The 20,127-nt window shown below is 72.4% G+C and carries 20 protein-coding genes; 5 read left to right on the top strand and 15 right to left on the bottom strand.

Features of this window, described 5'->3' with window-relative positions; all coding sequences use genetic code 11:
* Nucleotides 1–82: 82 nt before the first annotated feature.
* Both ES689_RS05295 and ES689_RS05290 read right to left on the bottom strand, forming a co-directional pair.
* Nucleotides 83–538: an NUDIX hydrolase gene (locus tag ES689_RS05295; protein WP_223269391.1), complete on the bottom strand. Its 456-nt coding sequence runs from the start codon at nucleotides 536–538 to the stop codon at nucleotides 83–85.
* Nucleotides 539–552: 14 nt separating this feature from the next.
* Nucleotides 553–1,320, bottom strand: a complete 768-nt coding sequence (locus ES689_RS05290; RefSeq protein ID WP_146901092.1) for an SDR family oxidoreductase — start codon at nucleotides 1,318–1,320, stop codon at nucleotides 553–555.
* Nucleotides 1,321–1,479: 159 nt separating this feature from the next.
* Between ES689_RS05290 and ES689_RS05285 the strand changes: the two genes are divergently transcribed.
* The 4 genes from ES689_RS05285 (at nucleotide 1,480) to ES689_RS05270 (ending at nucleotide 4,317) form a co-directional block, all read left to right on the top strand.
* Nucleotides 1,480–1,944, top strand: a complete 465-nt coding sequence (locus tag ES689_RS05285) for an NfeD family protein (protein ID WP_146901089.1) — start codon at nucleotides 1,480–1,482, stop codon at nucleotides 1,942–1,944.
* A gap of 11 nt (nucleotides 1,945–1,955) precedes the next feature.
* On the top strand, nucleotides 1,956–3,074 hold the full coding sequence (locus tag ES689_RS05280) for an SPFH domain-containing protein (protein WP_223269390.1): 1,119 nt from the start codon (nucleotides 1,956–1,958) through the stop codon (nucleotides 3,072–3,074).
* Nucleotides 3,074–3,865, top strand: coding sequence for a glycerophosphodiester phosphodiesterase family protein (locus ES689_RS05275; protein WP_146901086.1), 792 nt, complete (start codon nucleotides 3,074–3,076; stop codon nucleotides 3,863–3,865). Before ES689_RS05280 ends, ES689_RS05275 begins: the two co-directional genes overlap by 1 nt.
* Before the next feature lie 86 nt (nucleotides 3,866–3,951).
* Nucleotides 3,952–4,317 (top strand): RNA polymerase-binding protein RbpA, encoded by a 366-nt coding sequence (locus tag ES689_RS05270; protein WP_123545626.1) that lies wholly within the window; start codon nucleotides 3,952–3,954, stop codon nucleotides 4,315–4,317.
* Nucleotides 4,318–4,452: 135 nt separating this feature from the next.
* Here ES689_RS05270 and lnt read toward each other — a convergent pair whose 3' ends face one another.
* From lnt to ES689_RS05225, 9 genes are all read right to left on the bottom strand, one after another.
* Nucleotides 4,453–6,120 (bottom strand): apolipoprotein N-acyltransferase, encoded by a 1,668-nt coding sequence (lnt, locus tag ES689_RS05265; RefSeq protein ID WP_223269389.1) that lies wholly within the window; start codon nucleotides 6,118–6,120, stop codon nucleotides 4,453–4,455.
* Between the two features lie 77 nt (nucleotides 6,121–6,197).
* Nucleotides 6,198–8,720, bottom strand: a complete 2,523-nt coding sequence (locus tag ES689_RS05260; protein ID WP_146901083.1) for an RNA helicase — start codon at nucleotides 8,718–8,720, stop codon at nucleotides 6,198–6,200.
* A gap of 4 nt (nucleotides 8,721–8,724) precedes the next feature.
* Nucleotides 8,725–9,561: a twin-arginine translocase subunit TatC gene (tatC, locus tag ES689_RS05255; protein ID WP_370512330.1), complete on the bottom strand. Its 837-nt coding sequence runs from the start codon at nucleotides 9,559–9,561 to the stop codon at nucleotides 8,725–8,727.
* 3 nt (nucleotides 9,562–9,564) lie between these two features.
* Nucleotides 9,565–9,822 carry a twin-arginine translocase TatA/TatE family subunit gene (tatA, locus tag ES689_RS05250; RefSeq protein ID WP_146901080.1) on the bottom strand — a complete coding sequence of 86 codons (258 nt, stop codon included), beginning with the start codon at nucleotides 9,820–9,822 and terminating at the stop codon, nucleotides 9,565–9,567.
* A 113-nt stretch (nucleotides 9,823–9,935) separates the two neighbouring features.
* Nucleotides 9,936–10,910 carry a YafY family protein gene (locus ES689_RS05245; RefSeq protein ID WP_146901077.1) on the bottom strand — a complete coding sequence of 325 codons (975 nt, stop codon included), beginning with the start codon at nucleotides 10,908–10,910 and terminating at the stop codon, nucleotides 9,936–9,938.
* Nucleotides 10,907–11,923 (bottom strand): YafY family protein, encoded by a 1,017-nt coding sequence (locus ES689_RS05240; protein ID WP_223269388.1) that lies wholly within the window; start codon nucleotides 11,921–11,923, stop codon nucleotides 10,907–10,909. The genes ES689_RS05245 and ES689_RS05240 overlap by 4 nt, the downstream gene beginning before the upstream one ends.
* 32 nt (nucleotides 11,924–11,955) lie before the next feature.
* The gene (locus tag ES689_RS05235; RefSeq protein WP_146901075.1) at nucleotides 11,956–12,885 is read right to left on the bottom strand and encodes an FKBP-type peptidyl-prolyl cis-trans isomerase; all 930 of its coding nucleotides are present in this window, start codon (nucleotides 12,883–12,885) and stop codon (nucleotides 11,956–11,958) included.
* A gap of 67 nt (nucleotides 12,886–12,952) precedes the next feature.
* On the bottom strand, nucleotides 12,953–14,005 hold the full coding sequence (locus ES689_RS05230) for a tRNA (adenine-N1)-methyltransferase (RefSeq protein ID WP_146901072.1): 1,053 nt from the start codon (nucleotides 14,003–14,005) through the stop codon (nucleotides 12,953–12,955).
* A 73-nt stretch (nucleotides 14,006–14,078) separates the two neighbouring features.
* Nucleotides 14,079–14,771 (bottom strand): HAD family phosphatase, encoded by a 693-nt coding sequence (locus tag ES689_RS05225; RefSeq protein ID WP_146901067.1) that lies wholly within the window; start codon nucleotides 14,769–14,771, stop codon nucleotides 14,079–14,081.
* A gap of 167 nt (nucleotides 14,772–14,938) precedes the next feature.
* Here ES689_RS05225 and ES689_RS05220 point away from each other — a divergent pair, with 167 nt between their 5' ends.
* Nucleotides 14,939–15,838: a proteasome assembly chaperone family protein gene (locus ES689_RS05220; protein WP_146901879.1), complete on the top strand. Its 900-nt coding sequence runs from the start codon at nucleotides 14,939–14,941 to the stop codon at nucleotides 15,836–15,838.
* 9 nt (nucleotides 15,839–15,847) lie between these two features.
* On the opposite strand, the gene ES689_RS05215 is transcribed toward ES689_RS05220, so the two are convergent.
* From ES689_RS05215 to ES689_RS05200, 4 genes are all read right to left on the bottom strand, one after another.
* Complete coding sequence (locus tag ES689_RS05215; protein WP_146901065.1) at nucleotides 15,848–16,978, bottom strand: ABC transporter permease; 1,131 nt, start codon at nucleotides 16,976–16,978, stop codon at nucleotides 15,848–15,850.
* Entirely contained in the window at nucleotides 16,975–17,859 is an 885-nt protein-coding gene (locus ES689_RS05210; RefSeq protein WP_146901062.1) for an ABC transporter ATP-binding protein, read from the bottom strand. The genes ES689_RS05215 and ES689_RS05210 overlap by 4 nt, the downstream gene beginning before the upstream one ends.
* Before the next feature lie 175 nt (nucleotides 17,860–18,034).
* Complete coding sequence (locus ES689_RS05205) at nucleotides 18,035–18,760, bottom strand: response regulator transcription factor (RefSeq protein ID WP_146901059.1); 726 nt, start codon at nucleotides 18,758–18,760, stop codon at nucleotides 18,035–18,037.
* Entirely contained in the window at nucleotides 18,757–20,088 is a 1,332-nt protein-coding gene (locus ES689_RS05200) for a sensor histidine kinase (RefSeq protein WP_146901056.1), read from the bottom strand. Before ES689_RS05200 ends, ES689_RS05205 begins: the two co-directional genes overlap by 4 nt.
* Nucleotides 20,089–20,127: the final 39 nt, after the last annotated feature.

The raw sequence follows: 20,127 nt of genomic DNA, 5'->3' as shown, positions 1-20,127 counted from the left end.
GCCCGGGAGGAGGGGGTACGGACAAGAAACCTGACATAATGTGCATTATCAGCGCCGAGTCGGGCTGCTCGAGAGGGGCCGATCAGCTGTGTGCGAGCACGTTCCGCAGCAGCGTCGTCAGGTCGACCGGCTCGACCGGCTCGGTCGTCGCCTCCAGCTCGGCCAGCGTCCACCAGCGCGACTCGAGGATGTCGACGCGCTCGTCGTCGGTCCAGCCGTCCTCGACGACGTCGAAGTGAGGCAGGCGCACCACGAAGAACTCGGCGTGGCCGTGCGTGTGGTCGGCGTCGTCCCACGGCACCTCGAAGTCGTCGACGCGGACGACGGGGCCGACGTCGGCGACCACCTGCCCGGTCTCCTCGAGCAGCTCTCGGACCGCGGCCTGCGGGTGGTCCTCGCCCGGATCGACTCCCCCGCCGGGCGTGATCCAGCGGGAGTGCCCGCTCGTGTCGGGCGCCGTCGTCATCATCAGCAGCAGGCGGTCCGCCTCGTCGAGCACGAGGAGGCGGGAGGTCGGACGGACGACGCGCTCGGTCACGAGGTGCCCGCGTCTCAGACCAGCGGGGCGAAGTCGCTCGTGTCGCCGACGTAGCGCGTGTGGTCGGCCGGGATCGGGTCGACCACGGCCGAGGCGACCTCGGCGGCGAACTCGGCGACGTTGTAGAGCTTGCCGGCGCTCTCCTTGCGCGACGAGATCGCACCCGGGTTCGAGCGCTCGAGCAGCGTCGCGGTGATCGTGCCCTCGATCATGTCGCCCGACACGACGACGAACTCGACGCCCGCTGCCTCGAGCTGCGGCAGCATCTCGCGCAGGGCGTCCTCCCCCGCGCGCTTGCTCAGGGCGACGGGCAGGTACTCGGGCATGGTCTCCGTGGTGCGGATGAAGTGCGCCTGGTGGCTCGTGACGAACACGACGCGGGAGCCGGGCGCCATCAGCGGCAGGGCGGCCGTGAGCAGGGCGACCTGCGCGTCGCGGTTCAGCGTGAGCGCGTAGTCCTCGGCCATGCCGGTCTCCATGCCGCCCGAGGCGTTCATGACCAGCACGTCGAGGCCGCCGAACGCGTCGCGCACCTGCGCGAACATGGCGTCCAGGCTCTCGGCGTCGGTGAGGTCGGCGCCGACGGCGATCGCCCCGCCGCCCGCGGCCTCGATCTTGCCGACCAGCTGGAGCGCGCGCTTCTCCTTGTTGCGGTAGTTGACGACCACCCGGGCACCGGCCTCGGCGAGGTAGCCGACCGTGTCGGCGCCGATGCCCCGGGACGAGCCGGTGACGAGGGCGCGCTTGCCGGCGAGGGATCCTGCGGCGAGGGGGTTGGACACGGTGGGCTCCAGACTGTCGTGGTGGCGTGCGGCGGGTCGCGGTGGACCGCCTCGAGACTATCGGTCCCCGTCCGGCTGTCGGTCGCCCCTGATACCGTCGAGGACACGGTGCATCGACCACGAAGCGGGTCGGCTGCACACGAGGCGAAGGAGGCCGACGTGGACGTCGTCACCCAGTGGGCGTGGCTGATCTGGATCGGGCTGCTCCTCGTCTTCGTCGTGATCGAGGTGACGACGCTCGAGCTCACGTTCCTCATGCTCGCCATCGGCAGCGTGGGCGGCCTGCTCGCCGGCCTCTTCGGGGCGCCGTGGTGGCTCCAGGTGATCGTCGCGGGGCTCATCGCCGTGCTGTTGCTCTTCACCGTCCGTCCCCCCTTGTTGCGCGCCCTCGGCAAGGGCGGCGATCCCACGCCGAGCAACCTCGCGGCCCTCATGGGCATCCGCGGCACCGTCGTCGTGCCGATCGGGGTGGACGGGGGCCAGGTGAAGCTCGCCAACGGCGAGACGTGGACCGCCCGCCTCCTCCCCTCTCCCCCGGCGTCGGCCGGGATCGTCCTCGACACCGGTGCGCCGGTCGTCGTCACCGCCATCGAGGGGTCGACCGCCCTGGTCGTCCCCGCCTGAAGGGACTGACCATGGACCCCACCACCATCGTGACCGTCGTCGTCGTCGCAGTCGTCGTCGTCTTCGTGCTCGTCGTGCTGTTCCGAGCCGTGCGGATCATCCCGCAGGCCAGCGCCGGCGTCGTCGAGCGGCTCGGCAAGTACCACAAGACCCTCCTGCCGGGGCTCAACCTGCTCGTCCCGTTCATCGATCGGGTCCGACCGCTGATCGACATGCGCGAGCAGGTCGTCTCGTTCCCGCCGCAGCCGGTCATCACGGAGGACAACCTGGTGGTGTCGATCGACACGGTCGTCTACTTCCAGGTGACGGACGCCCGTGCGGCCACCTACGAGATCGCCAACTACCTCGGTGCGGTCGAGCAGCTGACCACGACGACCCTCCGCAACGTCGTCGGCGGGCTCAACCTCGAAGAGGCCCTGACGAGCCGCGACAACATCAACGGCCAGCTCCGCATCGTCCTCGACGAGGCCACCGGCAAGTGGGGCATCCGCGTCGGGCGAGTCGAGCTCAAGGCCATCGACCCGCCCCTCTCCATCCAGGACTCGATGGAGCAGCAGATGCGTGCCGAGCGCAACCGTCGTGCCGCGATCCTCACCGCCGAGGGCACGAAGCAGTCGCAGATCCTGGAGGCCGAGGGGTCGCGCCAGTCCGCCATCCTCCGCGCCGAGGGCGAGGCTCGGGCCCAGGTCCTGCGTGCGCAGGGCGAGGCCGAGGCCATCGACACCGTCTTCAACGCGATCCACCTGGGCGACCCCGACCCCAAGCTGCTCGCCTACCAGTACCTCCAGACCCTGCCGAAGCTGGCCGAGGGCTCGGCGAACAAGCTCTGGATCATCCCGAGCGAGCTCACCGAGGCGCTCAAGGGCATCGGCTCGGGGTTCTTCGCCCCGAAGGACCCGTCGGCGCCCGGCTGGGTCGATCGCGGCACGACGAAGGTGTCCGAGACCGAGCAGACGCCCGACCTCGCGACCACGGTCGACCTCGGCAGCGAGCCCGACCTCGGCTTTCCCACGGTCACGCGCCCCGGAGCCGGCGACCTCCCGGGGGCAGGCGCGCAGGGGGCCGCCGACACGACGTCGTCGGACGGCAGCACGGACGTGCCGCCCACCGCTCCCCCGGCAGCTCCCTAGTGGGCCGGGCCCGCGCCTCCGTCTGGTTCGAGGGGCCGACGCCGCGCGTGCTCGCGCACCGGGGTCTCGCGATCGGGGTGCCGGAGAACACGACGGCGGCGTTCCTCCAGGCGATCGCCGCGGGCTCGCTCTACGTCGAGACCGACGTGCACGCGACGAGCGACGGCGTGGCCGTGGTGAGCCATGACCCTGACCTCTCGCGGGTCGCGGGTCGTGACGTGTCCGTCCGCGACCTGACGATCGCCGAGGTCCGACTGGTCCAGCTCGACGGCGGCTACGAGATGCCCACCCTCGAGGAGGCTCTGGCAGCGTTCCCCGAGACCCGCTTCAACATCGACGTCAAGGTCGCCGAGGCCGTCGGCCCGACGATCGACGCGGTGCGGCGGGCACGGGCCGAGCACCGCGTCCTGCTCACCTCGTTCGACCAGCGCATCCGACGACGCGTGCTGGCGGGGCTGCCCGGTGTCGTCACCTCGGCGTCCTCCTGGGGCGTGATCGCCGTCGTCGCCCTCGGCGCCGTGCCCGTCACGCCGATCAGGCGACGGCTGATGGCCCGCGCGCTCCGTGGCTGCGGGGCCGTCCAGGTGCCCGAGCAGCAGGGCCCGCTCCGCGTCGTCACCCGTCGCCGGGTCCGCGACCTCGAGGCGATCGGCGTCGAGACCCACGTCTGGACCGTCAACGACCCCGTCGCCATGCGCCGTCTGCTCGCCCTCGGCGTGCACGGACTCGTGTCCGACAGGGCCGATCTCGCCCTCGCGGAGGTGCGGGCGGCCACTGCCAGGGCACTGTGAGCGGACTGTGAATCCGTCTCGGATGAAACAGGCGGACCCGACCTGACGTTACAACGGGAGATTGCAACGCGAGAGGAGACCACACAATGGCAGATCGCAGTTTGCGTGGCATGCGGCTCGGCAGTCAGAGCCTGCAGAGCGAAGAGGGCGTGGAGTTCTCACCCCGGAAGCGCGCCGTGTACCAGACGGCGGACGGCACGGAGTTCGACATGGTCTTCGCGGCCGACGCGGAGATCCCCGACATCTGGCAGTCGCCGAAGAGCGGCCAGGAAGGTCGTCTGCTCGCCGCGGACGGCAAACCCGTCGAGATCGAGGCCGGAGACGTGAAGGTGCCCAGGAGCCACTGGGACATGCTGCTCGAGCGACGCAGCCGTGAGGAGCTCGAGGAGCTCCTCGAGGAACGTCTGACGTTCCTCCGCGCGCGTCGCGGCAAGCAGGCCATCGGAGCCTGAGGCTCGCCCCACGAGTTCTGGCCCGCTCCCCCACCATCGGCCCCGGTCGTCGTCACGACGCCGGGGCCGATGTGCGTCCGGGTGACCGCCGTGGCAGCCTGCCGGTCGTGGCGCCGTGCGTCCCGCGGGGCTTCGTCAGCGGCGGCGGCCACGCCGCACCGAGTCGAACTGATCGGGGTCGTCCAGCTCGTCCTCGAGGGCCACGGGCTTCTCGGCGGCCAGCAGGGGCGTGGTGAGCTCGGCCCACGGAGCCGAGGTGAGGAGGCGGCGGCGTCGGCTCCGACGACCGCCGATCAGCACGCGAGAGAGGACCAGCAGGGCGAGCCCGAGGAACGAGACGAACAGCTCGATCGCCCGGCTGTCGACGACCGCGGGCGTCGTCCCGGTGCCGAGATCGACCGTGTGCACCATGGTGCCGGCCGTGAAGTCCTGGACGCCCGCGACGATCTCTCCGCGAGCGTCGATGACCCGGCTGGAGGCGATGGTCGAGACGTTGACGACCGGGCGCGCCGTCTCGATGGCCCGCAGCCGGGCGATCGCGAGCTGCTGGGCGTTCTCGTCGGTGTCGCCGAAGTCGGCGTTGTTGGTCTGCGCGATGATCACCTGGGCGCCGTCACGCATCATGTTCGTGACGAGCTGGTCGTCGACGATGTCGAAGCAGATCGAGATGCCGGCGGTGAAGTCGCCGATCGTCATCGCCTCGGGTCGCGTGCCCGGCGTGTAGTCGCGGGCGATGAGGTCAATGAGGTCGGGCGCGAACGGGCGCCAGAAGGAGCGATCGGGCACGTACTCGCCGAACGGGATCGGGTGCTTCTTGTCGTACTGGCCCTGCACCTCGCCGTCGTCCCAGAGGATCGAGGAGTTCCAGACGGTCTCGCCGTCGTCGCTCTGCGTGATGACGCCGGAGAGGAGCGGCGCGTCGTAGCCGGTGGTGATCGCGTCGAAGACGTAGCGGCCGTAGGCATCACGGGTGGGATCGCGGTCGCTGCCGCCCTCAGGCCAGACGACGAGGTCGAGGTCGTCGCCGGGCTGGAGGCCGCTCATCGCGAGCACTTGCGAGTTGAGCAGGTCGCCCTGCTCGCGCTCGTCGAAGTAGCCGGCCGGCCCGTTGCCCTGCACGCCGGCGATCCGGGCGGTGCCGCTCGACGACGTCGGCCAGGCGGGGACGGCGAGGACGGCCACCACGGCGATCGCGGCCGCGAGCAGCCGCGTCGCGCGGGGCAGCGTCACCATCAGCGCGAGCTGGACGAGGGCCGCCACGAGCGCGACCATCAGGAAGGTCAGGCCCGAGATGCCGACCCAGGCGACGAGCCCGGCGAACGGGCTCTGCGACTGGCTCAAGGCCATGCGGCCCCAGGCGAAGCCGCCGTAGGGCCAGTTGCCCGCGACGAACTCGCGGAGCGTCCAGAGGCCGGCGACGACGACCGGGACGGCGACGGCCTGGCCCACGAGTCCGGGCCAGACACGGGGCACCCAGCGGTAGGCGAGGGTGATGAGCACCGCTCCCCCGCCGAAGAAGAGCGCCTCGAGGGTCGAGAGCGCGATCCAGGGGAGCAGGCCGAGGTAGAGCGTCGCCCAGAAGATGTGGACGAGGTAGAAGGACAGCCCGGCGACGAGGCCCACGAGGAACGCTCCCCCGGCTCGACGGCCGCGGAGCGACACGAGCACGAGGGCGATCCCGACGAACGCGAGAGGCCAGACGTCGCCGTCGGGGAAGCCCGCGTCGAGGACGACCCCGGCCCCGGCCGCCACGAGGACGGCCACCCAGAGCGGCAGGCGGAAGTCGGTCACGCGGAGGGGCACCGTGTGATCCTACGGGGGTCAGGCTGGGAGGCGGGACGCGCCTCCTGCGGGTGTGTTCGGCCCTGTCGAGCGCCGCCTCAGACCGCCGAGTAGGAGACGATCCCGCGCCGTACGGCGTCGAGGGCCCTGCGCGCGACCGGACCGACAGGCAGGTCGGCGACGACGGACAACTGGTCGAGCAGGTCGATGGTCTGCTTGGTCCAGCGGACGAAGTCGCCCGCCGCGAGCTCTGCGTCCTCGAGGACCGAGTCGAGATCTGCTCCCCTGGCCCAGCGGTGCATGGCCAGTGCGAGTCCGGGGGCCGGCGGGTTGCTGCCCGGCAGCCGGTGCTCCTGTTCGAGGTCGTCGAGCTCGGCCCACAGCTTCTGCGTCTCGTCGAGCGCCTCGCGGTAGGCGCCACGGGGCAGGAACCGCTCGCTGAGCTGCCCTTCGTCGCGGCGGGGCTCGTAGACGAGCGTGGCGGCCATGGCTGCCATCGACGGCACGTCGAGCTCGTCCCAGAGCCCGAGTCGCAGGCTCTCGGCGACGAGCAGGTCCCGGTCGCCGTAGATGCGCCGGAGGGTGCGTCCGGTCGCCGTCACGGCGACCTCGGCCGTGCGGTCGCCGCCTCGTCGCGAGGAGCCGGGCGCTGCCGCTCCGGACGTGGAGGAACGGGGCACGGACGGCTCGAGGTATCCGCGGTCGAGGAGGACGTCGGTGACGCGGTCGAAGACCTTGGCGACGGCGCCGGTGCGGCCGCGGATCTGGGCGGAGAGCTGGTCGGTCTGCTTCTTGAGCTTCCACCAGCGCTCGGACCAGCGGGCGTGCTGCTCGCGCTCGGGGCAGGCGTGGCAGGGGTGCTGCCGCAGGCGACGACGAAGGTCGGCGAGGTGCCGCTGGCGCTTGTCGTGCTCGGCCCGCGACTGCGCGTCCGCTCTCGCCGCGCCCTGCTTCTCGAGGTCGCCGAGCTCGCGACGGATCGTGGTGTACTCGCCGAAGTCGCCCAGGTGGCACTGCATGCTGCGGGCGTAGCCGTCGAGGCTCTCCTGCTGCGTCCGGACCTTGCGGGCGAGGTCGACGACGGCGCGGTCGGCCTGGAACTGGGCGAACGACGTCTCGAGCACCTCGCGGGTGCGTGACCGGCCGAACTGCTCGATCAGGTTGACCGCCATGTTGTAGGTCGGGCGGAAGCTGGAGTTCATCGGGTAGGTGCGTCGGGAGGCGAGGCTCGCGACCGCCTGCGGGTCGAGGCCCTGCTGCCACTGGATCAGCGAGTGGCCCTCGACGTCGATGCCCCGGCGGCCGGCGCGGCCGGTCAGCTGCGTGTACTCCCCCGGCGTGATCGGCACACGGGCCTCGCCGTTGAACTTCTCGAGCTTCTCGAGCACGACCGTGCGCGCTGGCATGTTGATGCCGAGCGCCAGGGTCTCGGTGGCGAAGACGACCTTGACGAGCTTCTTCTGGAACAGCTCCTCCACCACCTCCTTGAAGGCGGGCAGCAGGCCGGCGTGGTGCGCCGCGACCCCGCGCTCGAGCCCGTCGAGCCACTGCCAGTACCCGAGCACCGCGAGGTCTTCGTCGCGCAGGGTGCGGCACCGGGCCTCGACGATCTCGCGGATCTCCTGGCGCTGGTCGGCGGTGGTGAGGCGGATGCCCGAGCGCAGCACCTGCTTCACGGCCTGGTCGCAGCCGACCCGGCTGAAGACGAAGAAGATGGCCGGGAGCAGGTTCTGGTCGTCGAGCATCTCGACGATCTTCCAGCGGTCGAGGCGACCCTGGGCGTGCTGCGTCGGCGGCACGACGTGTCCGCGCGGGCCGCGGCCCGAGAAACCGTCGCGACCGCCGCGCTCGCGCCGGCTGCCGCCTCCTCGTCTCGACAGCGACGTGGCCCGCAGCAGCTCGGGGTTGACGCGGTTGGTCGCCGCCTGCCCGCTCGAGTCGAACAGGTCGAGGAACTTGCCCCCGACGAGGACGTGCTGGTCGAGGGGCACCGGGCGATCTTCGGAGACGATCACGTCGGTGCCGCCGCGCACGGTCTGCAGCCAGTCGCCGAACTCCTCGGCGTTCGACACGGTGGCGCTGAGCGAGATGAGCCGGACGTCGAGCGGGAGGTGGATGATCACTTCTTCCCAGACGGCGCCCCGGAAGCGGTCGGCCAGGAAGTGCACCTCGTCGAGGACGACGTAGCGGAGGTCGTCGAGCATCTCGGAGCCGGCGTAGATCATGTTGCGGAGCACCTCGGTCGTCATCACGACGATGCGGGCGCGCGAGTTGACGTTGGTGTCGCCGGTGAGGAGACCGACCTCGGACGCCCCGTACTCGGCCACGAGCTCTTGGAACTTCTGGTTGCTCAGCGCCTTCATGGGCGCGGTGTAGAAGACCTTGTCGCGGGGGTGCTGCATCGCGAGGTGGATGGCGAACTCGGCGACCAGCGTCTTGCCCGCACCCGTGGGCGCGGCGACGAGGACGCTCGAGCCTTCTTCGACGGAGGCGCAGGCCGCCTCCTGGAACGGGTCGAGTGAGAAGCCGAGACGTGACCGGAACGACTGCAGCTGCGGCGTGCGGACGCGGTTCTTCGACGCGGCGAAGCGGGCGGCCGGGCTGAGGTCGCTGCTGGTCATGGGGTCACCCTCCGGCGAGTTCGGCGTCGAGTGCCGCGGCGCGCTTGGCGACGCCCCGGTCGTGGATCCAGGCGACGCCGGCGGCGACGAAGTAGAGGAACACCATGGGCACCGCGAGCAGGAACATCGAGAAGACGTCGGCCGCGGGCGTCGCGATGGCGGTGAAGACCGCGATCAGCAGGATGGCGACGCGCCAGCCCTTGATGATGGCCTTCGCGCTGATCACGCCGACGAAGTTGAGGAGGACGAGGAACACGGGCAGCACGAACGCGATCCCGCAGGCGAGGACGAGCTTGAGCACGAAGTCGAAGTACTGCTTGGCGTCGATGATCGCCGCGTCCTGTTCCGAGACGAAGCCCGTGAGCACCCTCACGATGTTCGGCAGGACGTAGACGCCGCTCAGGCAGCCGAGCAGGAAGAGCGGGATGGCCGAGCCGATGAAGCCGACGGCGTAGAGCTTCTCTCGACGGACCAGGGCCGGGACGATGAACGCCCAGACCTGGTACAGCCAGACCGGGCTGCTGAGGATGACGCCGACGGTGACGGCGATCTGCATCCGCAGGTCGAAGCTGCTCGTGATCTGGCCGTAGTTGAGGACGGCCTCGCTCGCGTTGCCGCCCGCCAGCACGAGGACCGGCTGCCGCAGGAAGTCGAGGACGAACTGGGAGACGAACCAGCCCGCGACACTGGCGAGGATCAGTGCCAGGGCGGAGCGGAAGAGGCGCTTGCGCAGCTCGACGAGGTGCGCGCCCAGGGACATGCGCCCGTCGGCCGAGCGCTTCCGCGAGCCTCGGGGTGCCTGGTCGCCCTCGTCGGTGCCACGAGTCGTCGTCGTGGCCACGCGTCAGTTCTTCAGGTGGTCGTCGCCGCTGGTGGGGCGGACGGTCGGGACGTCGGCGTCGCGGCGACGGGTGCCGTCGGTCGTCGAGCTGCGGGTGACGTCGTCGTCGCCGGTCTTCTTGTCGTCGCCGATCTCGTTCTTGAAGATGCGCATCGACTGGGCGATGCTCTTCGCGAGTGCGGGCAGCTTGGGGGCGCCGAACAGCAGCAGGATGATCGCCAGGATGATGATCAGGTGCCAGCCGGTGAGGTTTCCGAGCATGAGGGGTGTCTCCTAGCGGGAAGGGGAGTCCCCAGTGTAACCCGCTGCCTGTGACGCGACCTGGCGACCGGACCGATGTCGAGCGACCCGAGCGGCTGCTGCAGGCGGGCCTCTCAGACGTCGTAGCGGGCGGCGGCCTCGGCGGCCCAGCTGGCGACGGCGCGACGTGCCTCGTCCGGCGCGACGACGCGGGCGCGGCCGGGGAGCCCGCTGACGAGACGGGCGACCGTCCCCACGTGGCCTACCCGGAGGGTGAGGCGGGTGCGACCCTCCCCCGCGTCCTCGACGTCGGCCGGCCGGTAGTCGTCCAGCAGCGGCGCCGCGGCCTCGTCGATCTCGACGACGACGTCGAGGTCGTCCGGAGAGCCCTCGAAGAGCGTGTCGGGCAGCGAGAGGTCGGAGGCGCGGTGCGTGATGCGGGCGTCGGTGAGGGCAGGCGAGGCGATGCGGTCGAGGCGGAAGGTGCGGAGCGCCTCCCTCAGGTGGTCCCAGCCGCGCAGGTACCAGTCGGCGTCGAGGGACTCGACCCTGAGGGGGTCGACACGGCGGCGCTCGACGAGGCCGCGCACCCCCGCGTAGTCGAACTCGAGCTGCACCCCGCGCTCGACGGCGTCACGGACGAGGGCCAGCACCTCGCTCGTCCCCTGCTGCGCCACGGCGACCTGGCTGGGCTCTCCCGACGCGCCTCGCGACAGCTTCGACATGAGCGAGGCGACGGCGCCCCTGTCGGCGTTCTCGGGCAGCGCCGAGAGGTACTGGAGGCCCGCGATCAGGGCGGCGGCCTCGCGTGCCGAGAAACGGGGCGTGTCGTCGATGGCGACGAGGTTCGTGAGCACGATGACGTCGTTCTGCTCGAAGTCGTCCCACGCGATGTCGAACAGGTCGGCGTGCTGGTACTGCGCCGTGTCGCCCGGGATGCCCGAGACCGCGATCAGCTCGACCGCGCGGCGGATGTCGGCCACGCCGACGCCGAAGTGGGAGGCGGCCTCCGCGACGCTGACCCGCTCGTGGTCGATCAGCCAGGGCACGAGCGACAGCAGGAACGCGAGCTTGTCGGTCGCGTGCAGGGCGGGTCGTCGGTCGGTCACGAGACTGCTCCCCCTGCGGTGGCGGCGTGGTCGGCGGCGAGGTCACGGAGGCGCGAGGCCACCAGGTCGCGCAGCTCGGCGGGTGCCTGGACGACCACCTCGGGCCCGAACGAGGTGAGCTCCTCGGCCAGGACCTGACGGTCGCTGTAGTGCACCAGCAGCAGGTCGTCGTCGCCCGCGACGGTGCCGCGTCGCGCGCTCAGGCGCGTGCGGGCGTCCGAGTCGGGGGCGGCGCGGACGGTGGCCGTGTTCTGCTCCCAGAGCCGGTCGAGGCCCTCGAGCGTCGAGTCGGCGGTGGCGTCGGCGGGCCGCGGGAACGTCTTCGCGGTGACCGTCACCGGGCCGACGATGCGGGACAGGAGGAAGTTCTTGCGGGACGACGTCTCGGGCTCGACGACGGACACCATCCAGCGGCCCTGGTGCTGGACGAGGGCGAACGGCGCGACCTCGCGTCGACGGGGCGCCGCCTCGCCCGGTTTCAGGTAGTCGAAGCGGACCACCACGCCGCGGTCGAGTGCGGTCCGCAGGGGCTCGAACGCGGCGTCGCGGCTGCGCACGCGCGGGGCGTAGGCGAGCTCGGGGACGTTCGTCGCGCCTCCCAGGGACCGCAGCTTGAGCAGCGCGCGGCGAGACTCGGCCGAGAGCGTGCCCTCGCGCCAGACCATGCCGGCGAGCGTGAGTAGCGCCGTCTCCTCCGGCGAGAACGAGATGTCGAGCGGGAGCTCGTAGTCGCCGCGGAGGATGCGATAGCGCAGGAGGTGGTTGTCACCGGCAGCGGAGGGGTCGTCGACGGTCTCGAGCGGCACCCCGAGCTCGCGGATGTCGTCTTTGTCGCGCTCGAACTGTCGCTCGAGGGCCGCGTTGTCGCCGCCGGGGAGGTACTTCTGCCGGTAGCCCTGGACGGTCGAGAGGACTTCGGTCTTCGTCAGGCCGGCGTCGGTCGCGAGGAGGGCGAGGACGAGGCTGAAGAGGCGTTCCTCGACGGGGATGCGCGGAGCGCGGACGGCTGCCACGGGTTGATCCTAGGACACGCCGTCGCGGCGGCTCAGAGGGCACCCAGGACGTCGAAGACGTAGACGAGCGGCTGAGGAACGGCCCCGGCCTCGTCGGCGGGCACGACCACCATGACCTGCGAGCCGATCGCCGTGCCGACGAGCGCGTCTCGGATCGACGCGGGGATCTGCTCGTCCGCCAGCGGCAGCGACGTCGCGGAGCCACCGTTCGTCCACGACGAGGTGGCGACGGTCGAGGGCGAGGCCCAGGTGACGGCGGTGAACTGCACGACGGCGGTGTCGTCGGCCTCGAGCTCACGGCCGGAGCCGTCCAGGACGAGGTGCGACTCGGGCGAGGTGGGCGCCGCCGCCGCGGGGACGGTGACGCCGGGCGCGCCGTCGGGGGCCCGGACCACGGCGGGCATGCCCTGGGCGGCGAGCACGGGACGGCCGTTCGCCTTGGCGAGGAACGACTGGCGGATGTCGACGATCGCGACGTAGGCAGCGTCGGGGGCGTCGTCCGTGGCACCCGCGCCGCCGTTCACCGAGGCCGAAAGCTCTGAGGCCTTGATGGCGACCGCGACGCGCGATCCCACCCGCGAGCACTCGAGCGCGGACGCGAGCGGGGCGAGGGCGGTCCCGCCGACGGTGATGGGCGCGCTGAGGCTGCCGTCGTAGCCCGAGTCCTCGACCTCGGCGCCCGTGGTGCCGTCGTAGAGGGTGTAGTCGATGATGACCGGGGTGCCCTCGAGGATGCGGTCGCCGGTTCCGTCGATGAGTGTCGAGACCTGGGTCTCGGTCGTGACGATCGGGCTCGGGACCTGGGCGTCCGGCTTCTCGCCGAAGGCGCCGGTGGCGGTGACGACGGAGGCGGCGTCGCCCGTGGGCGGGCACCCGGCGGAGCCCGGCGCGGGGGTCGTCGCACACGCGGTCAGCGAGGCGAGCAGGCCGACGGTCACGACGAGGGCGGGGATCTTGCGCACGGAGGCTCTTTCCTGGGCTGCGGCCGGGGGCCGCGACTGGCGGGTCGCTGGTGATGCGGAGGACAGCTTAGTGCGACCCGTCGGCCGGGCCGTCGCGGTCGGCGCGGTCGTCGTCCTCGCCGTCGGCGGTCAGGCTCTCGGTCGCGGCGACGGCGCTGTCGGCCGCCGAGCGCGCCTGGCGCGCGGTCTTCCGCAGCTTCTTGTCGCTGGCCGACCGCTCCCCCAGGGCGCCGGGGGTCCACAGCTCGACGTCCTCGTCCGAGAAGTCCGACTTCGACGGGCGGCGCTTGAGCTGGGGCAGCACGGCGCCCGGTGCCAGGCGCCGCGCCGTGATCAGGAAGCCGGTGTGCCCGATCATCCGGTGGTCGGGGCGGACGGCCAGGCCCTCGACGTGCCAGCCGCGCACGAGCGTCTCGGACGCGTCGGGCTCGGTGAACTGGCCGGAGGCACGGAGCGCCTCGGCCACCCGCGAGAGCTGCGTCGCTGTGGCGACGTAGCAGATCACCAGCCCGCCGGGCGTGAGGGCGGCAGCGGTCTCGTCGACGCACTCCCACGGCGCGAGCATGTCGAGGACGACGCGGTCGGCGGTGCCCTCGGGGACGACCGCCGCGAGCTCCTCCACGAGGTCGCCGACGGTCACGGTCCAGTTCTGCGGCTCGGCGCCGAAGAAGCTGACGACGTTGCCCTGCGCGACGTCGGCGAACTCCTGGCGGCGCTCGAACGACGCGAGGCGCCCCTCGGGGCCGATCGCGCGGAGCAGCCAGAGCGACAGGGCGCCCGACCCCACGCCGGCCTCGACGACGGTGGCGCCGGGGAAGATGTCGGCGAACGCGACGATCTGGGCGGCGTCCTTCGGGTAGACGATGGCCGCGCCGCGGGGCATCGACATGACGAAGTCGCTCAGCAGGGGGCGGAGGGCCAGGTACTCGTCGCCCGTCGTGCTCGCGACGACCGAGCCGTCGGGGAGGCCGACGAGGTCGTCGTGGGCGATCATGCCGCGGTGCGTGTGGAACACGGCGCCGGGCGTCAGCACGACGGTGTTCATCTTGCCCTTGGGGCCGGTGAGCTGGACCTTGTCGCCCTCGAGGAACGGGCCGGACTGTCGGCGGGTGGCGCTCATGGTGGGTGCTGCTCTCTGTCGGGCCCTCGTCGGGGCCGCGGTGCGGGAGGGGACGACGCGCTCGGCGCCGGGCTCAGGAGTCGGAGGTGCGCGCGTCGCGGGCACGGCGGCCTGCGGCGTGCATCTCGCGGAGGTCGGCCAGGCCGACGCCGACGAGCGTGTCCCGGCGGACGTAGCCGGAGTCGTCGGCGAGCGGCGCGGCGTGCTCGACGCCGAGGGCGACTGCCCCGGCAGCCATGGCGGAGGTGAGCCCCGGCACGCTGTCCTCGATCGCGACGCAGTCGGCCACGTCGACGCCCAGCAGCTCGGCGCCGCGGAGGTACGCCTCGGGGTGCGGCTTGCTGTGCTCGACCTCGTCGCCGGCCACGACGGCGTCGAACGAGTCGTCGCCGATCGCGTCGACCATGAACTGCGCCATGCGACGGATCGACATCGTGACGAGCGCGGTCGGGACGCCGGCCGCCCGCAGCTCGGCGAGGAGCTCGCGTGCCCCCGGCCGCCACGGCACGTGCTCGGCGCAGCGCGTCAGCACGTCTGTGGTCAGCCGGTCGATGATCTCGTCCGCGGGCAGGTCGACGCCGTGCCGCTGCAGGACGGCGGCCGAGTGCCAGAGGCCCGAGCCGATCAGGGTGTCGCCCTCGGCCTTCGTCCAGGTGCCCCCGAAGGAGGCGACGAGGTCGACCTGGGAGTCGAACCAGTAGGGCTCGGTGTCGACGAGGGTTCCGTCCATGTCCCAGAGGACGGCGGCAGGCAGGGAGTCGGTCACGGGGCACGAGTCTACGGGAGCGGTCAGGGCCGCCGCGCTGCCGCCTCCTCGACGGTGTCGGACGGCTATCGTGGAGGGCTAGACGCCGGGGACCGTGCCCGGCCGGTGAGGATCCCGTGCCCGGTGAAGATGCAGTGCCCGACGAGACGGCGACCGAGGGGTCGGCGGTGAGCGGCACGCCGTCGTTCGCGACGGGCCGCCTCCTGGTCGTGGCGTTCGAGGGCTGGAACGACGCCGGCGAGGCGGCCAGCGGGGTCGCCCGCAGCATCGTCGACACCCTCGCGCTCGAGCCGGTCGCCGAGCTCGACGGAGAGCGGTACATCGACTACCAGTTCAACCGTCCGCAGGTCGGGTACGACGACGACGGGGTCCGTGCGCTCGTGTGGCCCCGGATCCAGCTGCACGCCTCCCCGGAGGTGGCCTCGACGCCCGACGGCAGCACCGCGGGCGACGCCCCCGACGTGCTCGTGCTGCTCGGCGCCGAGCCCTCGCGCAGCTGGCGCGGCTTCGCGGCAGAGGTCGTCGACCTGATCGACGTGCACGACGTGTCCGCCGTGGTGTTCCTCGGGGCCATGCTCGCCGACGTGCCGCACACGCGCCCGATCTCGGTCTTCGTCAGCAGCGACAACGAGGAGGTGCGGGGCGAGCTGAGCCTGGAGCGCAGCACCTACGAGGGCCCCGTCGGGATCCTCTCCGTCCTCGGGGACGCGGTCGAGTCCGCCGGCGTGCCGACTCTGTCGATCTGGGCCCAGGTGCCGCACTACGTGCACGCCTCGCCGTCGCCCAAGGCCACCCTCGCGCTCATCGAGAAGCTCGACGAGGTCGCGGGCGTCAGCATCCCCCGCGGCGACCTCGAGGCCGAGTCGGCCGCCTGGGAGCAGGGCATCGACGCACTCGCCTCGGACGACGACGACATGGCCGGCTACATCGAGCAGCTCGAGCAGGCGCGCGACACGGTCGACTCGCCCGAGGCGAGCGGCGAGGCCATCGCCGAGGAGTTCGAGCGGTACCTGCGCCGCAACGACGGCAAGAGCCCCGACGACCCGCGGCTGCCCCCTGCTCCCTAGGCGCGTCGGCTAGCGGCGGCGCCAAGCCTGGCCGACCGATGTCGTGCCGCCCGTGCGGAGCAGCGACCCCTCGTAGAGGCGTGCCGCGACGAGCACCACGGCCGCGGCGCACCCGACGAGCAGCGCGAGGGCCACGACCGGCTGCCACACCGGGACGCCGCCCTCCAGCACCATCCGCACCGGCATCGCGACCGGCGCGCTGAACGGGACGAACGACAGCGTCGTCAGGGCCGGCCCCGGCGTGTTCACGAACACCGTCGCGAAGAACGGGAGCATCACCAGCAGCTGCACGGGAGTCGTCGTCGAGCCGAGGTCCTCGATGCGCGACACCAGGGCGCCGGCCACGGCCCACAGGCCGGCCAGCAGCAAGAACCCGGCGACGAAGAACGGCACGTACCAGCCGACCGCCGCCGCGAGGGAGGGCAGGAGCTCGGCAGGCAGCGCGTCGGCCCGGCCCGTCAGCGAGAGGCCGCCCAGCGCCGCCGCCGCGAGGACGGCGGTCTGCGCGATCGCCAGGATGGCGGCCCCCAGCACCTTGCCCGCGAGCAGCGTCCGCACCGGCACGGCGGCGACCAGGATCTCGACGACGCGGGTCTGCTTCTCCTCCACCACGCTCTGGGCGATGCTGAGCCCGAAGAGCAGCGACGTGGTCATGAAGAGGATCCCGAAGGCGAGCGGCGCGAACACGGAGACGAGCGGGTCGGCGTCGGCGGGCGCCAGCAGCTCGACGGGCGAGGCCTCGCTGACGCCGAGCACCAGCACGGACGAGACCGACTCGAGGGCCACGACGCGGAGCCCGGTGGGCGACGAGGAGTCCGGCAGCACCGCGGCGTCGACGTCGCCCGAGCGGACCGCCTCCGTCGCGTCGGCCTCGGACGGGGTGCTGACGGCGTCCGCGCCGGTCGCCTCGACGACGGCCGCGGTCGGGGCGTCGAGGACGGCGACGCGGTCGGGTCCGCCGGCGAGCAACGCCGGCACGACGAGCGCGGCGGCGATCAGCACCAGCATCACGACGCCGCTCACGATGAACGCCCGGTCGCGCAGCTTGACCGCCATCTCGCGGCGGGCGACGACCCAGAGGAGGCCGTGACCTCCGGGGCGGAAGGCGGCTCGGTCGCCGACACGGTCGACGGGCGTCATCGGACGACCTCCTCGAAGATCTCCGCCAGCCGGGGCAGGACGGGGTGGAACGAGCGCACGGGACCGTGCCGCAGCCCCGCCGCGAGGACGGCCTGGTCGTCGACGCCCTGAGCGAGCTCGACGAGGGCCACGGGCCCGTCGAGCTCCACGACGGTGACCCCTGGCTGGTCGCGGAGCCAGCCCGCGTCGTCGTCGACGACGATGCGCCAGCGCGCCCGGGCGAACCGTGCCTGCAGCTCGTCCCTCGGGCCGGCCGCCCGGACCCTGCCCTCCGCGATCACGACGAGGTCGTCGCAGAGGCGCTCCACCACGTCGAGCTGGTGGCTCGAGAACAGCACGGGGACGCCTGCCGCGGCCTGTTCGCGCAGCACCGTGACGACCACGTCGACCGCGATCGGGTCGAGGCCGGAGAAGGGCTCGTCGAGCACCAGCATCCGCGGCCCGTGGACGAGTGCGGCGGCGATCTGGACCCGTTGCTGGTTGCCGAGAGAGAGGCTGTCGAGCTTGTCCCCCGCCCTCTGGACCAGGCCGAGCCGGTCCAGCACCTCGAGCGAGCGTCGCCTCGCCGCCGCTCGGCCGACGCCGTGCAGACGGGCGAGGTACACGAGCTGGTCGACGACGGTCATCTTCGGGTACAGGCCCCGTTCCTCCGGCATGTACCCGAAGCTGCGGCGCACCTCGTCGCCGAGCGGGACGCCATCCCAGCGGACGTCGCCCGAGTCGGCCGCGAGCACGCCCAGCACGATGCGCATCGTCGTGGTCTTGCCGGCCCCGTTCGCCCCGACGAAGCCGGTCAGTCGTCCGTCGGGGACGTCGAACGAGACGTCGTCGAGCGCGGTGCGGCCGCCGAAGGACCGTCGGACGTGGTCGAGCTGGAGCACTGGCCCTCCCTCCGGGCAGCGCCGGGCGGCCCCGTGGCGTCGGCGCAGCTCGGCCGACGACCCCAGCGTAGGAGGCGACTCGGACGTCCGGCGTCCGGCGCGCGACCCACAGGTCGTCACCCGCAGGGCGGAGGCGCCGGTGCCCGACGCCGACGCCGACGCAGGCGAGGACGCGTCAGCTGGGCGCGTCGCCGGGGACCACGACGCCGTTCTCGTAGGCGAACACGACCGCGGCGGTCCGGTCGCGGAGACCGAGCTTCGTCAGGACGTTCGACACGTGCGTCTTCACGGTCGCCTCGCCGAGGTAGAGGTCCCTGGCCATCTCGGCGTTCGAGCACCCGGTGGCCATCCGGTCGAGCACCTCGCGCTCACGCTCGGTGAGCGCGGCGAGCCGGGGGCTCGGCACGATGACCGGCGGGACGGCCTCGGCGATGGCGGCCGCGACGACCCGACGGGTCAGCTCGGGAGCGAGCAGGGCGTCGCCGCGGTGCACGACGGCGATCGCCTCGATGAGCTCCTCCGGGCTGGACGTCTTGAGCAGGAAGCCGCTCGCGCCGGCCCTGAGTGCCCGGAACAGGTACTCGCCACGGCCGAAGGTCGTGAGGACGAGGACGGCCGGGCCGCCGGGCGCCGACGCCTCGAGGAGGCGCCGTGTCGCCTCGAGGCCGTCGATGCCGGGCATCTCGACGTCCATCACGACGACGTCCGGCGACGTCGAGGCGGCCAGCGCCACGGCCTCGAGTCCGTCGCGGGCCTCGCCCACGACGACGACGTCGGGAGTCGTCTCGAGGATGATCCGGAAGCCGGCACGGACGAGGTCCTGGTCGTCGGCGAGGAGGACCCGGACCGGGTGCGTCGCCTGCGGGACGTGAGCGAGGCGCTCGGGGGCGTCGGCGGTCATGTCGTGCGTCCTTCTCTCTGTTCGGACCGTGCAGCGGGTCCTGAGGCGGCGAGGGAGGTGGTGCGGACCGCGGGCAGCACGGCACGCACCCGGTAGCCGCCCTTGGCGTGCGGGCCGACGTGCAGCTCGCCCCCGTGGAGGTCGACGCGCTCGCGCATCCCGCGCTGGCCGAGGCCCGAGCCGGCCGGGCCGGACGTCTGCGACGGCCGGGAGCCCGCCCCGCCCACTCCGTCGTCGGTCACCTCGACCTCGACCGCGCGGTCGCGGAACCGCAGGCGGACGTCCGCGACGCCGGCCGAGGCGTGCTTCAGGGTGTTGGTCAGCGCCTCCTGGACGACCCTGAACAGCGTGACGCCGACGCTCTCCGGCACCTCGAAGCGTTCGCCGTGGGTGCTGAACCGGACGTCGAGGCCGAGCCGACGGGTGTCGGCCACGAGCTGCGGGAGCGCGGCCAGCCCGGTCGGGCCCTCGTGCGGGGCGCGGTCCTGGGAGCGGAGCACCGTGAGCAGACGCTCCAGCTCGTCGATGGCGGTGCGCGCCGTCGACTCGACGGCGCTGAGCGCGCCGCTTGCGATCTCGGGGCGGTCGAGCGTGCGCCGCGCCGCGCCGGCCTGGATGGCGATGACGGCGACGTGGTGGGCGACCACGTCGTGCAGCTCGCGGGCGATGCGCGTGCGCTCCTCGCCGATGGCCTGCTCGGCCACCAGCTCCTGGGCGGCACGCAGGTCGACGCCGGCCCGCTCGAGGGCGTGGAGGCGGGCGGCCGAGACGCGGGAGGACCGGCCGAACCAGACGGCGGAGACGAAGAACAGGAGGTTGAGGACGAACGAGTACACGACGCCCGCGACGGTCGAGCTGAGCATCGGGCCGCCCTGCTGCAGCGGGCCGAGGACGGCGACGCCGAGCCAGACGAGCATCGCGGCGGTCACGACGGCGCTGCCGACCAGTGCCGCCCGCCGCCACCGCGCCCACGCGTTCGCCGTGTAGATGACCAGGAACTCGACGATCGACGGGGCCATGGAGTCGGGGTAGCCGCGCAGCTGGCTGAGGATGAAGACCGCGCTCACGACCGCCATCACCGTCACGGGCGCGCGGCGCCGCAGCGCCGTCGGGACGCAGAGAGCGACCAGCCAGGCCATCGCCTCGGGCGGAGCCGCGGCCTGGACGTCGGAGCCCTCGACGGCGACCGAGGCGAGCCAGACGGTGACGAGACCCAGGCCGAGGAGGCCTGCCGCCAGCCAGACGTCGCCCCTGGCCTGTCGCCGGGTCAGGGCGCCGCGCCGCCAGACGGTCTCGTCCCCGTCGGCGGGGCAGTCGGGGGCAGACATCCCGTTCAGTATGTCAGGGACCGTGTGTCGTGAGGGTCC

Origin of the sequence: Frigoribacterium sp. ACAM 257 (assembly GCF_007954365.1) — a bacterium.
Classification (GTDB): domain Bacteria; phylum Actinomycetota; class Actinomycetes; order Actinomycetales; family Microbacteriaceae; genus Frigoribacterium.
The sequence above is the reverse complement of the archived record's forward strand: the minus strand, read 5'-3'. Positions and strand labels throughout refer to the sequence as shown.

Coding starts and splice junctions, on each gene's coding strand:
- ES689_RS05280 (WP_223269390.1), top strand. CDS start 1,956: ATGGACCCCACCACCATCGTGACCGTCGTCGTCGTCGCAGTCGTCGTC.
- ES689_RS05270 (WP_123545626.1), top strand. CDS start 3,952: ATGGCAGATCGCAGTTTGCGTGGCATGCGGCTCGGCAGTCAGAGCCTG.
- ES689_RS05260 (WP_146901083.1), bottom strand. CDS start 8,720: ATGACCAGCAGCGACCTCAGCCCGGCCGCCCGCTTCGCCGCGTCGAAG.
- tatA (WP_146901080.1), bottom strand. CDS start 9,822: ATGCTCGGAAACCTCACCGGCTGGCACCTGATCATCATCCTGGCGATC.
- ES689_RS05230 (WP_146901072.1), bottom strand. CDS start 14,005: ATGAGCGCCACCCGCCGACAGTCCGGCCCGTTCCTCGAGGGCGACAAG.
- ES689_RS05215 (WP_146901065.1), bottom strand. CDS start 16,978: ATGACGCCCGTCGACCGTGTCGGCGACCGAGCCGCCTTCCGCCCCGGA.
- ES689_RS05205 (WP_146901059.1), bottom strand. CDS start 18,760: ATGACCGCCGACGCCCCCGAGCGCCTCGCTCACGTCCCGCAGGCGACG.
- ES689_RS05200 (WP_146901056.1), bottom strand. CDS start 20,088: ATGTCTGCCCCCGACTGCCCCGCCGACGGGGACGAGACCGTCTGGCGG.